Genomic DNA, 14820 nt, shown 5'->3' with positions numbered 1-14820 from the left:
ATTTGCATTTAAATAATGTTTTTATAGAAATATCTCTAAAAGATTACAATCTGCTTGTCAAATAAGCTATTCTATTTTTCTAGAATGAAGGAAGGTTTACTACCGTAAATTTTAATTGGAGTGTTGGTCATGTTAGTTTTTTTTGGTTAAGATAATTAGTTAGGTTACATTCATTGATATGCTTTAAAGAAAAAAACAAAGCAACTTTGTTCAAACGATATAGCTTATCAACTCATACTGCAAATTAAGGCTACAGGAAGTTTTTAAGACAGGGAAAAATTCATTTATAAAAGGGGACAATTTCGTAAAAGCATGCATATAACACCCAATAAAAACATATTATTCATTTTTTCACTCTAAAAAAAACGATAAAAGAAATATTTCCCTTCTATAACAATGTTTTTAACAATCAACTAGACTGTAGTTTTTAACTGATAAATTTTAGAAACATATACTTCAAAAAATTGCAGTATTCTAAATGTTTAACAAAAAACATTAAATCACAGTAACAATTAATCCAAAAAACAAATGTTATTTTTACACGCTTTACAATAAATCATTATTTTCGTAAATTATACTGATTTAACATATATCAATATAAAAATCAAATCCGATTTTATGATCGCGGTGTCTTGTACCAAACAGTAACAAGCTTTTAAAAAAAATCAATGAATAAGCTAAAGTCTTTTCTTTTTATTAGTCTTCTTTCTATAAGTGTGTTTGGGCAGAATTACCCAATAAAGCATCTTGATATTTCTTCAGGACTTTCTAATAATTCTGTTGCATCAATATATCAGGATCAAAACGGATATATGTGGTTTGGAACTTTTGACGGACTTAATCGATATGATGGAAATGATTTTAAAATTTATCGCCATATCCATACCGATCCAAATTCTATTCAAGGAAATGCTATAAGCTGTATTGAAGGTGATTTTGAAAATAATTTATGGATAGGAACAACTGCAGGACCAGTCATTTTTAATGCTGAACGGTCTTCTTTCAGTCCGCTAAAATATTATGATACCAACAACAAAGTCAAAACTTTAAATGTTACTGCTTACGAAATAATTGCTGTACATTCTCTTCATATTATTCTTGTTGCCACAAAAGAAGCAATTGTACTTTATAAAGAGGGCGAAAAAATTGGAACTGCAATACCATTCAAAGGAAAATTAAATTACATCGCAAGATCAATAGCTTACAATGAGAAAAAACAAATCTTCTATGTTTTTATAACTGATATTGGGCTTTGTAGATACGATATTAAATCAAAAAAACTGACGCTTCTCAACAATACAATTACGGGTGCAAATTGCATTAAATTTACAAATGAAGGACTTTGGATTGGTTCTGACGAAGGTGCTTATTTATATAATGAAAGTTTAAATACTTATTCTAAAAATTACTTTCTTGAAAAAACAGTTGTGCGCGATTTCTTTCAGCAAAAAAACAGACTCTGGATTGCCACTGATGGAGCTGGTATTTTCACCATAACAAAAAATCAAATTGTTCCTGTTTTATATCGAGCAAGTGGCCCACTTCCATTGCTTAATAGTAAATCCTTATACGATATATTTGAAAGCAAAACTGGAGAAATGTGGTTTGGAACCCTTCGTGGAGGCGTAAGTATGATGGGGGAAAAACCGCTCTATTTTAATCATTTTAAAAGTAAGAACCCACTAACTCATAAAGAAGACGAAGATCCTGCGGCAAACTTTATGCTTTCTTTTTGTGAAGATGAAAAGAAAAATATCTGGATAGGCACAGATGGTGCTGGAATGCGCTATTGGAATAGAAAACAAAACACTTATGATGTTTACTCAACAACATCGGCTGCTGGCAGAAAAATTCAAAGTGATTTTGTTACAAGTATTGTCAGAGATTCTGATAATGCCATTTGGGTCGCTATGTGGAAAGGCGGAGTGTGCCGCATCGATCCAAAATCAAAGGCAATTCAAAATTTTTCAATTTACAATCAATTTACTAAAAAAGCGGAACAGGAATCATGGCTTCTTTTTTTAGATTCAAAAAATACGCTGTGGCTTGCCATAACAAACTCTGGCGCTCTATATCAATTTGATAGAAAACAAAATAAATTTACCTGCTACAGTAATACTTTACGAGATGTTACCTGCCTATATGAGACCAAAGACGGAAAAATCTGGGGAGGAACATTCAATTCTTTTTTTGAGATAGAACCAAAAACAAAAAAGATAAAAAAATATCATTCTGAATATACTGTTAGATGCATCACTGAAGATCAAAATAAGAATCTTTGGATTGGTACAGTCGAAGGCGGTCTTCTTTTATTTGATAGAAAAACAGGAACTTATAAAAAATACACCACTCAAAACGGACTTCCTAGCAATACAATACTTCGTTTATTAGAAGACAAAGAAGGAAATTTATGGATGAGTACTTATCATGGAATCTCAAGATTTAGTCCCAGAAATAATAGATTTAGAAATTTTGGCGTCACCGATGGTGTCCAAAGCAATCAGTTTAGCTGGAATGCAGGTACGAAACTGTCTACAGGAGAATTTATTTTTGGAGGTATAAACGGATTCAATGTTTTTCATCCTGACAGTATTAAAGATAAAAAAAATACAGGCAAATTTTTATTGAATGATTTGCTTGTGAACAATCAATCTTTAAAGTTAGACAGCCCTTACATAACAGAAAAAAAGCTAGAAATGATCAGCAGTGCTGAACTTCCTTACGAAAAATCGGCTTTAAGTTTTGATTTTGTGTATCTTGATTATGTCAATTCTGAAAAAATCAACACTGCATACTTTCTTGATGGTTGGGACAAAAACTGGAATTATACTTCAAAAAATAATAGAGCAAATTATTCTAGACTGACCGAAGGAACTTATGTTTTTAAAGTTAAGACAACCGATATTTTCGGAAATTGGAATAATGAAGTGGCGCTGGCAACTGTAAAAATTCTTCCGCCGTGGTACAGAACATGGTGGGCCTATATCTTTTATTTAATGGGCGCGATTAGTGCTATTTATGCATACGTAGGTTATCATAAAAACAAAGAAAGGCTCCGCTATGAAATAAAACTTGCCCGAATGGAACATACAAAAGACAAGGAACATGCCGAGAAGCAGTTTTCTATGTTTACTTATATGGCTCATGAATTGCGTACTCCGCTATCCTTAATTATAAATCCTCTAAAAAGTGTAATTGAAAGAAAAAAACATTCCGAAGATGATCTTGATCTAAATCTCGCCTACAAAAATGCTAAACGATTATTGAGTCTTACAGATCAATTACTATTGTTTAGAAAAGCAGAAACTGACCTTGATGAACTCAAAATTTCAAAGATCAATTTAAATGTTCTTTGCAGAGAAATCTACGAAAGTTTTACACAAATGGCAGTAGCTAAAAGTCTGAAATATCAGTTTATTGAAGAAAAAGCGCCGACAGAAATATATGGCGATTATGAAAAAATAGAAATTACTCTTTTCAATTTAATCTCAAATGCTTTTAAATTTACTCCAAATGGAGGATCAATAACTATTGAGATAATTGAGAATATTACTGATGTTTCAATAATTATATCTGATACTGGAAGCGGTATTGATGAAAATGATATTGATACGATTTTTGAAAAATTCAAGCAAATTCAAACTAAAACCAGTAACGGATTTGGAATAGGTCTTTATATTGCTAAATATTTTACGAATAAACATCATGGTGAATTAATTTGTAAAAGTAAAGTTGGAGAGGGAACTTCGTTTATTGTAACACTTTTAAAAGGAAATAGTCATTTTGCAGAAATGAGCATAAACGAAAATCATCAGCAAATGTCTCCAATTGTGGGTGAACTTCTTGAAGGAATGCCTGTAGCAAATCAAACTACAAATGAAAAAAGTATCCAGCCATCACATCCAGAAACTCTACAGGAAGAACTAATTAGCTCGAAAAAAGTATTGCTGATTGTTGAAGACAATCCTGAAATGAATCATTACCTTGTGCAGCTTTTTTCTAAAAACTATATCGTTTATTCCGCTTTCAATGGTCTCGATGGATTAAAGCTTGTAGAAAAACATATGCCTGATGTTATTCTTAGTGACATTTCTATGGAAGGCATGAATGGTTTAGATTTATGCAAAAAAATCAAACAAAATGATGATTTGAGTCATATAACGGTAATACTTCTCACGGCTACAACTAGTAATAACATTCACTTACAAAGTATTATAGAGGGCGCCGATGATTATGTTACCAAACCTTTTGATAGTGATATACTTCTGGCGCGAGTTGATTCTGTTCTTAGAAACAGAGGGCAATTGCGCAAGTATTTCTTGGATAGTATTACACTTCGTGAAAATGTGAATAAAGTACCTCTTGAATACAAAGAATTTCTTGATAAGTGTATCGAAATTGTCGAAGCCAATCTTGAAAACAGCGAATTTAACCTAAAGAGTTTTTCTGCTGCAATGGGAATGAGCCATTCAAGCCTTTACAAAAAGATTAAAGCAATTTCAGGACAAACTGTAAATGTATTTATTAGATCTATCAGAATCCGTAGGGCTGCAGTAATTATGCTTACTGAAAACATCAACATTGCACAAGTTGGTCCTCAGGTTGGCATAGAGGATCAGCGTTATTTCCGTCAGCAGTTCGTAAAACTGTTTGGAATGAAACCTTCAGAGTATATAAAAAAATATAGAAATTCTTTTAATAAGGAATTGAGTATTATTCAGAAAAGAAATAGTGTGTAACTAATTTTTTAAAAAGCTTCTTAGTAAATATTGTATAAGAATGTATTTCCAGAAGATCATTTTAAAACGGCATTTGACAAACTTATAAATAAAGGATCTTTCCATTTTTTAAAAGTATATCCACTTGCACCTGAAGTTCAAGGCGCAAAGTGGATATAAGTTTTTCAAATAAGATAAAAAGTTTACTAATTGAGATTTCTTAATTGAAGAATGAGAATCAAAAAAATTAGTGCCCAGAAACATTTTTGGTATGTACAACAAACTTCATATTTTTTGCACAATACACTCCGAAACAAAGAATATATAAATAGCAGAATACAGGAACAATAAATGATTTCTGCACTCCAAAAGCAGAATCAGCAAGTACACCTTGAATTAAAGGTATCAAAGCTCCTCCTAAAATTGCCATAACTAAAAGAGACGAACCTTGACTTGTGTATTTTCCCAGTCCTGCAATACTCAAAGTATAGATATTAGAAAACATAATCGAATTGAAAATACCGATTCCTAATATACTGTACATCGCAATCTTCCCAGAAGTGAAAATGCTTAAAAGCAACAAAACAATATTTATAGAAGCAAATATTGCCAACGTTCTTGCTGGTGCTGATTTTCCAATCATAAAAGCAAAAAAGTTCAAAACCAAAAAGACAATAAAAAAACTCATCTGACCAAAAGTAAGATTTACAATAGAATAAATCAGTGCGAAAACCGATCCAGCAGTAATTATCATATATAAGGCTTTTTTAGAAGCATTTATACTCTGATTTAATGAAATAGCTCCTAAAAAACGTCCAATCATGGCGCCGCCCCAATACATCGCAAGATAATTTTTACTCACAGCTTCAGTTAAACCTCCAATGTTATCCAATTCTAGAAAACTGATAATAAAACTTCCTACTGCAACTTCTCCTCCAACGTAACAGAAGATTCCTAAAATTCCTAATCTCAGATGCAGAAATTTCAAAGCTCCTAATCCTCCATGTTCTGTTTCTTCGGTTTGAAAAGATGGTAATTTAACATTATAAATTAAAACTGCTACCAAAATTAAAATTCCTGCGAAAACCAGATATGGAATACGTGTCGCCTCAGCTGTAATATTATGATCATTTCCTGAGCCAAATATCAGAAAACCGCCAAGTACGGGAGCAATAGTAGTTCCAAAAGCATTAAAAGCCTGTGTCATATTTAATCGTCCTGAAGCGCTTTCTTCTGATCCAAGCAAAGAAACATAAGCATTTGCAGTAATCTGTAAAATAGTAAATCCTAATCCGAGAACGAATAAAGCACCCAGAAATAAACCATATGCCGAAAAAGTAGCCGCTGGATAAAATAAAATACAGCCTAAAGCAGAAAGAAGAATTCCAGAAAGAATTCCTTTTTTATATCCCACTTTATTAATTGGATCACCTTTATAGTAAGAAAATATAAAATAAGTCAACGATCCCAGAAAATAAGCGCCGAAAAAACAGAATTGAACCAGCATTGATTCTACAAAAGTAAGATCAAATAATTTCTTTAAATAAGGAATCAAAATATCGTTCATACAGGTAATAAATCCCCACATGAAAAATAGTAATGTTATTGTAATAAGCGGTAAAGTATAATTTGGAACCGCTTGATTAGAGGTGTTTTTGGTATTCATAACTAACAAAATATATAAATCGAGAAAACCGCCTCGAAAAAAATCAAGACGGTTTTCAGGAATAACTAACTAAATTTTAAGGTTTAAGTTCAGTAAACTTTGAATCTAATTCAAAAGATTTCTTCACTTTTTCAACTGTAATTTCCTTTGAAACTGAAAAGGAAGCAGTTTGTTTAATATTTAAAGAAGAAGCCCCAACAAGTACTTTATAATCCCCTGCTTCGGCAACCCATGCACTTTTATTTTCTAAGAAAGAAGCCAAATCTTTCGGAGCTAAAGTCAACGTCAATGTCTGGCTCTCACCTGGTTTCAACTCTTTTGTTTTAGCGAAAGCTTTTAATTCTTCTTTCGGTTTATCTATTGATTTTGAAGGTGCCGAAAGATATAATTGAACTACTTCTTTTCCAGCCACTTTCCCTATATTTTTAACTGTTACAAAAACCGTCAATTTATCTTTGAAAGTTGGAGAGCTTAATTTTATACCCGAATATTCAAATGTGGTGTAAGAACTTCCAAAACCGAATTCGTAAGATGGTTTAATGTTGAAAGTATTGAAATAACGGTATCCAACATAAACTCCTTCTTCATAAGTTACTTCTGTCGGATTATCAATTGGAAATCCTGGAAAGTTTTTAGCTGAAGGCGTATCAGCATATTTCGTTGGGAAAGTCATAGTCAATTTTCCAGATGGATTGATTTTTCCTGAAACTACATCCGCAACAGAATGTCCTCCCTCCTGACCTGGCTGCCAAGCTAATAAAATGGCATCTACTTTATCTTTCCAAGAAGCTGTTTCAATTACACCTCCAATATTTAAAATTACGACTACTTTTTTACCTTTTGCATGAAAAGCTTTTGAAATTTTATCCAGCATTTCGATTTCTTCATTTGCCATGTTAAAATCGTTGTCTACTACTCTGTCTCCGCCTTCTCCAGAATTTCTTCCTAAAGTTACAAAAGCAATTTCAGAACTTTCTGCTTTTTTAGCAATGAATGCATCATCCATTTTTAATTCTGGAAGTCTTTCTGGCAAAGCCAAAATACCTCTTGCTTTTCTTCTTTCTTTTTCAAAAACAACTTCTCTCTCAGCGTGAGGCGTGTACAAATCAACCAATTCTTTATCTAGTTTATACCCCGCAGCATTCAAACCTTCTAAAAGAGAAACTGTGTGTTTGTTATTTACACTTCCAGATCCTGTTCCGCCTGTAATCCAAGCGTATGAAGTCACACCAAATAAAGAAACTTCTTTTTGCTTATCAGCGAAAGGCAATGCGTTTTTTTCATTTTTAAGCAAAACCATTCCTTCAGCCGCCGCTTTTCTAGTTACTGCAGCATTTTGAGCTAAGTTTGGTTTGTCGCTATATTTGTATTTTGCGAAAGTCGGCGTGCGGAAAATATATTCTAAAATTCTTCTCACATTTGTATTCGCAACTTCCTGAGATAATTTTCCCGAATTTAAAGCTTCTAACATCGCTTTTTTCTGAACTGGAATTCCAGGCATCAAAAGATCATTTCCCGCAATCATTTGTTGTACAACATCAGAATTTGAACCTTTTTGGATCGATTCAAAACCTGGGAAACCACCAAACCAATCTGTCATTACAATTCCTTTATAACCCCATTCATTTCTTAAAACTTCTGTCAATAAATCTTTATTTGCTGAAGTATAAATCCCGTTCAATTTATTGTAAGAAGACATAATCGTCCAAGGATCAGATTCTTTAACGGTAATTTCAAAACCTTTCAAATATAATTCTCTAATTGCTCTTTCAGAAACATGAGCATTTACAGTCAAACGATTGGTTTCTTCGTTATTTACAGCAAAGTGTTTGATCGAAGTTCCAACACCTTGCGACTGGATTCCGTTTACGATTGCTGCAGCAGTTTTTCCAGAAACTAAAGGATCTTCAGAATAATATTCGAAATTTCTTCCGTTTAATGGATTTCTTTGAATGTTTAATGCTGGCGCTAATAAAACATCAACACCATATTCTTTAACTTCATTTCCTATTGCTTTTCCCACTTCTTCCAAAAGCGCTTTATTCCAAGTCGAAGCCAAAGCCGTTCCAACAGGAAATGCTGTTGCATAATAGGTTTTAGAATCGTTTTCTCTTGTTGGCGCGATTCTTAATCCCGCAGGACCATCGGCTACAACTGTTGCAGGAATTCCGAATCTTTCAAAAGCTGCTGTTCCTCCCGCTGCTCCTGGTACCAAACCTTGTTTCGAATCTCCGACTGGACCTGTCAGTACTTCAATTCCTGGCATTCCTGTTCCAATTAACAATTCTACTTTTTCTGCATTGGTCATTTCTTTGATGATAGCATCAATTCTCTGATTTACAGAAAGACGTGTATCTTCCCACGAATCTAATTTTCCGTTTTTATTCGAATCAACAAAACTAAATCCGTTGATCGTAATTACAGGATCTTTTTCGTTATCAGGTAACTTGTTAAAAGACAAGCTCGAAAGTACAAGCGCCGTTAAAAGCGTTACTCTCACTGTTTTTGTAACTTTATGTTTCATAATATATAGTTTTTAAAAGTTAGATTTTTGATAATTGAAGCTTTGCAAAAAAGTCTTCAAACATCAATCGAGTATCCAATTGATTGTAAACTCGAATATTTCTTCCGTTAGGATTGGTTTCGTAAAGACCTTGCGCATTAATTAAAGGCGATGGTTTCAGAACATAAAAACTCGAACTCGGATCTGACTCAAAAGAAGATTGTAAGGCAGTCAGCAAAACCAGCGGACTGTCTCCCATAATGTAAGTTTCACCAATATGAAGATCGAATTGCTGTACTCTCTTCATTAAACTTTCTATTTTTTCTGATAGATATTCTCCTGTTATTCCAGTTGATTTCACTTTCAAAAGCAATTCAGAATACGATAAAAGCGTTTGTCTGTAAGCATTTCTCGGCACTTGCCAGATTGGAATTTTTGAATCATTAAAAACAACTTGTCCAGCTTTTATATCAATTCCAAGATTATATTCTAATGAAGTATATCCTGGTGGCGGAGAAGCCAAATCAGTATATTCTGGACCGCCAATCCAAACCAAAATCAAACGATCGGCAATTTTAGGTTCCATTAAATAAGCACTTGCAATTTCTGTCAGACCCGCACCGCACACTACATAAAGCGGAGTTTTGACATCGGTACGCATTGCTTCTTTTACAATGGCTTTTGCTCCTTCAGAAATATTTGGCGTTTTAGAATCTTTCAACTGTAAATTGGAACCTTCATAAACTGGAAAAGAATTTTGAAGTTTCATGACTTCCAGAAGTTCTTTCACTTTTTTAACCGCATTTGTAGCAGTTTCTGAAGAAGAATCAAAACCATCTCCCAGTTTTAAATGCGATCCAATAATGCCTTTAATTTCTGCCGATGGCGATAAAATCTGATGCACCAATTGAAATAATCCATCTGGATCTCCACTAAAATCATTGTCGACAATAACACGCATTCTGGGCTTTACCAAATCTTTCGAAAGAGAGTTTTTAGCAGTTGACTGTGCTTGTGAACAAATGCTTAAAAGCAAACAAAACACTAATAATATTGGATATTTAATTTTCATATTACTTATGGTTTTTCTGTTTTTTTAATCTTTCCTGTTTTGTCATCCTGAGGAACGAAGGATCACATCCAATATTCGACAAAGATTACCGAGTTTCTAGTGTGATCCTTCGTTCCTCAGGATGACAAGATTGTGTTTACTTTGTCGAAACCTAACAGGTTTTAAAAAACTGTCAGGTTTAAAATCTTATAAAGAATTACTTCTTTTTATATGTTTCTGTTCTGGCATCTTTAATAACCCCTTTCCAATTCAATCCAAAAGCAAAATCATAAATATTTCCTTCTGTATCTTTATGCGGAATCATATCATACGGAACATCTTCAAATTGTTTTTCAACCGTTTCCATATTCGCAGGCATCTGCACTGGAAGCAATCCTGAAGGTTCTGTTTTTCCTGAAATGATATCCAAAACAGCTTGAGAAGAAACTCCGAAATTCAAAACAATTCCGTCTACTTCTTTTTCAAACTCATTAAAAATCATTGGTTTATTTGCCGTAACTGAGACAATAACTGGTTTCCCGTTCATCATATCTTTGGTATCGAGAATCGTTCTCAAATCCATTGTATTGGCAGCGGTAACTGTTTTATTTTTGTATGTTCTGTCTTTGATTGTTGGATCAATAACCTGATCTCCTGCTGCAATACTTTTTGTTCTCGCTTCAGTTGCTGTGTAAGTTCCGTACTGAAGTGAAATTGGCACATAACCGTTGCTTCCGTTTGTTCGATCTTTTAAATCGTAACCGCCTTCTAAACTTTGTGGACTTGTCACAAAAACAATTGCAAAATCTGCTTTTGAAGGATCTTCGGTAACATTGTAATATTTCTTAACCAATTCTAAATTAACTGGATATTCTAATTTTGGCTGACTTGCAATGCCCCACCAATCTTTGGTTGAAGCTGTATAAATCTTCGGAATAAAAACGGTTTTCTTTTCTTTTACAGGAAGAACTGCCGCTTTGTTTTTCAACAACACAACCGACTTCAATTGTGCATCATAACCCGCTTTCATAAACTCTGGATTCCCAACTACAGCTTTCGTTTCTTCCACATTCAAATATGGATTTTCAAAAAGTCCGACTCTGAAAATGTTTTTCAATAAACGAACTGCTGATCTTTCAAATCTGGCTCTCATAAAAGATTCTCCAAATTCTTTAACTCCCATTTCGTAAGCTGCCAAAACTGGTTTCTTGTCATTATTTCCGCCAAATTGATCTACACCAGCAATAATTGCTTTGTAATGTCTTTGATCGATAGAAAGATTCTCAACTCCCCAAGGTTTTCCAGCAAAAACATTTGGTGTTTTTCCTTCCTCTGCAGTTACCAGCCAATCTGTACATACAACTCCATCGTAACCGTATTTGTCTCTTAATAAATCGGTAATAATATATTTGCTGTAACCGTTGGCTACATTTTCGTTGTATTTTTTATCTTGATCAAAAGTGATCGTGTAATAAGGCATTACCGCCGAAGCTTTACTCGTTTTTCCTTTTAATTTGAAAGCACCATTAATAAACGGATCAATGTGCTGCTGTAAATTATTTCCAGGGTAAACCGCAAATTTTCCGTAAGCCCAGTGACCGTCGCGTCCGCCTTCTTCAGCACCACCACTTGGCCAGTGTTTCACCATTGCATTGACACTTTTGTAACCCCAGCCATCTTTGATTTCGTCTTTTCCGTATGAAGTTTGAAAACCATCAATATAAGCTCTTCCCATATCTCTGGTTAAAGCTGGGCTTTCGCCAAAAGTCATCGAAATTCTATACCATCTTGGCTCAGAACCTAAATCGATTTGCGGAGATAAAGCCGTTGCAATTCCTAACGCTCGATATTCTTTTGCGGCAATCTGCCCGAATTGCTCAACAATTTTTGGGTCAAAAGTCGAGGCCATTCCTAAACCATCAGGCCACATCGAGATTGTTCCTCCTGCTCCTGCGTTAAACTCAGACGTTACATTTGCTGTATGACGTGGATCTGTACTCGTGTTACTTGGAATTCCCAATCCAATTCCTTCTACAAAAGCTTGCATTTCATTGTTCCATAAAGCGGCAACTTCTGGTGATTGAACACTTGTAATTAAAACATGACGCAGATTATCTTCTTTTAAAAATGCTTTCTGCTGGTCTGTTAAATTATATGCTTTAGCATTACTTTCTGGAAATACTTTTCCGTTGTAAGTTCCAGCATTATATCCTGAAACTCCTGCTGGCAAAGCTTGATGACGGCTGTAAAGCATTAAACCAGCAATTTGTTCAACAGACATTTTTGAAGCCAAGTCTTTCGCTCGTTCATCTGCCGAAAGTCGCCAATCTTCATATTTATCAAGCTTTCCGTTTTTGTTTAAATCTTTAAACTTTTTACCATTTACAGTCAAAATTTTGATGCCAGATTCAGGAGAATATCCCAAATCTGCACCTTTATTATTTTTAACAATTGTAAAATTGGCTTGTTGTGCCTGCATTGTCGCGCTCAGAAAAAAAGCGAAACCAGCAGTTATAATTATTTTTTTCATCGAAATAAAATTTAGAATCTGAAATTAAGAGAAGCTTCCAAAGTAAATGGACGAATGTAAGACCCAACCAAAAGCTGATCGTAATATGCTGAAGCATCTGTAATTAATTCTGCTCCGTTGATTGTTCCTTTTGCTCCCGTTTGGTTTAAGAAGTTTACAGCAGTTAAACCAATATCAAAATGATCGTTGATTTTGTAATTTACCCCTCCGAAAGTTTCCCATCTTGGTGCAAAATATAAAGCGTTTGTCTGGTTAGCATACTGCTTACTGAAATAACGGAAACTTGCCCAAACCTTGAAATCTTTGTATGTGTAGCTTGGATCAATTTCCATCAATACTTTAGAGATTTCCAAAACGTTTTTGTCGTTATATGAATAATTATTTCCAAAAGCAGTAAAATCATAATTCTTATAAACTGGATCTTGGAACGTAATTAAATAATGAAGATCAAATCCTTTGAATGGAGAAGCCACAATATCTGTTGTCCATCCTAAAGTTTGAATATCATAGAAAACAGTTGCTACTTCTGACTGCGTTGCATCTGAAGGATTCACTAAATTTAATCTCGCCAGATAATTATTTCGAGTTAAATAAGTCGCTTGAGAAACAATGCTGAAATTTTTCTGATTGAAATACAATCCAAATGCTGCCATTGGACTTTTTGATTTGGCATTATTTGGCGCTACAGCTCCAGAGTAGCTTTCTAACTGTCCATTTTTTTCTGTATAAGTAAAATCCGCAAGTATTCCTGCACTTCTTGTTACTTTATAAACAGCATTTACAGAACCTCCTAAATGAAACCAGTTGTTATCAAAATATGTTTTCTGGCTAGGATCAAACACCAAATCTGGAGTTCTTGGCGTCAGGTAATAATCTCCTTTTAGTTTGTGGTATCTCAAATTCACACCATAAGCTAAACTGAAACGATCTGAAATCGTCCAGTTATCTGAGAAATAACCTGATAATTTGTTTTCAAAACCGTTGTGATATTCACCTCCAACATTGTAATTGTAAAATCCGTCTGAGTCTGTATTTGAAGTTCCTCCAGGCGTGTTACGAACCAATTTATCTGGATTTGCGCTAACTGTTTGATTAAAGAAAGATCTACTTGAAGTAAAGTCATCAACTTGATAGTAGTATTCGGTTAAACCAAATCTCCATTTGTGTTTTTCTATATTTTTTGTAAGCTCAAATCTTGACATAGCCGTTTTTGTCGGAGTTCCGTCAGTGTATAATCCCAACATCGAGTTTACATTTCCAACATATGCATTTCCAGTCGATTTGTAAGTGAAATTATCTGCAGCAGTTGCTTCAAAAATCCCAAGCGGAATGGCTATTAACTGAGAAGCTTCAGCATAACGAAAACGCGTAGAAAAATTAAATTTCCAGTCATTTGCCAAATCGTAATTTCCTAAGATATCAAAAGTGTGTGAAGTTGATGCAGCATCACTTCCGCCCATATCAGCAAATTTAGTTTCGCCTGTCAAGATGTCTTTGAATTTCATGATTCCATCATTTACGATGTACGAATCACGTCCGATTTTAAAATCGTTATATTCTTCAACTTTTCCGCCTTCTTTATATTTAAAAACTGCGTAATTGGTTAAGGAAGCTGAGTTTGCATATTTATATAAAAAGCTAATCTGACCTTTTCCGTTATTGAACTTCTTAGTCAAACCTGCTCTATAAATTTGAGTTCGGTCTGAATATTTAGCAAATTTCAAATCAAAAGAATTCGGATCAAAATTGGCATAAGCTCCCATTGTGTAAGACCAGCCTTTTGCCAACGGACCTGAAACATTTAAGTCTCCTTTCATCCATCCGAAACTTGAACCAGAAAGATTTCCAACTATTTCTAATTTATCTGTTCCCAGTTTTGTGTATGAGTTTACAGCAAAACCAAGATCTCCAGTAGTAATCGCTGCTTCACCAACTTTTAATAATCCTGTTCTTCCTAAGCTTGTACTTTGTCTCCAAGTACGATTTGGAAGTTCTGGCCAGAAATAATAAACCACTGGCAAATCATTTTCTTGAATCGTAATTCCTCCAACTGATGAAGGAAGACCAATATTTACTTCACGTGGTCCCGTATTGTTGGCCGCATTAAGCATTACGTTTCTATTCTTTTCTTCTTTCGTATCTGTCTCTACGATTTTGGTGTTTTTCTTAATCGAATCTGTTGCTTGCTGTTTTTTATCTTCTTGCGAAAAAGCTTCGGAAGCAGGATAAAATGCTAGACAAATCGTGGCAATAATTAATCTTTTCATGAGTAGTTAAGTTAGGTTTTTCATTATGAACTTTTCATTGCTTCATAATGAAGCAATATTAAATACTATTTTTCATATCAACAAA

At 34.1% G+C, this 14820-nt stretch carries 6 protein-coding genes; 1 reads left to right on the top strand and 5 read right to left on the bottom strand.

The features are described 5' to 3' along the window. The first annotated feature begins 668 nt into the window (after positions 1–668). Entirely contained in the window at positions 669–4739 is a 4071-nt protein-coding gene (locus DM444_RS03700) for a hybrid sensor histidine kinase/response regulator transcription factor (RefSeq protein ID WP_111284106.1), read from the top strand. Between the two features lie 226 nt (positions 4740–4965). Here the strand turns inward: DM444_RS03700 and DM444_RS03695 are convergent, their stop codons facing one another. The 5 genes from DM444_RS03695 to DM444_RS03675 all read right to left on the bottom strand — a co-directional run bounded on the left by DM444_RS03695 (position 4966) and on the right by DM444_RS03675 (position 14735). Then, the gene (locus DM444_RS03695; protein WP_111284104.1) at positions 4966–6384 is read right to left on the bottom strand and encodes a sugar MFS transporter; all 1419 of its coding nucleotides are present in this window, start codon (positions 6382–6384) and stop codon (positions 4966–4968) included. Positions 6385–6460: 76 nt separating this feature from the next. Beyond that, positions 6461–8908: a beta-glucosidase gene (locus DM444_RS03690; protein WP_111284102.1), complete on the bottom strand. Its 2448-nt coding sequence runs from the start codon at positions 8906–8908 to the stop codon at positions 6461–6463. A 19-nt stretch (positions 8909–8927) separates the two neighbouring features. After that, the gene (locus DM444_RS03685) at positions 8928–9959 is read right to left on the bottom strand and encodes a nucleoside hydrolase (RefSeq protein WP_111284100.1); all 1032 of its coding nucleotides are present in this window, start codon (positions 9957–9959) and stop codon (positions 8928–8930) included. A 196-nt stretch (positions 9960–10155) separates the two neighbouring features. Further along, on the bottom strand, positions 10156–12468 hold the full coding sequence (locus tag DM444_RS03680; protein ID WP_111284098.1) for a glycoside hydrolase family 3 protein: 2313 nt from the start codon (positions 12466–12468) through the stop codon (positions 10156–10158). 11 nt (positions 12469–12479) lie between these two features. Then, complete coding sequence (locus tag DM444_RS03675; RefSeq protein WP_111284096.1) at positions 12480–14735, bottom strand: TonB-dependent receptor; 2256 nt, start codon at positions 14733–14735, stop codon at positions 12480–12482. Positions 14736–14820: the final 85 nt, after the last annotated feature.

The sequence above is a fragment of the Flavobacterium ginsenosidimutans genome (assembly GCF_003254625.1).
GTDB lineage: Bacteria > Bacteroidota > Bacteroidia > Flavobacteriales > Flavobacteriaceae > Flavobacterium > Flavobacterium ginsenosidimutans.
The sequence above is the reverse complement of the archived record's forward strand: the minus strand, read 5'-3'. Positions and strand labels throughout refer to the sequence as shown.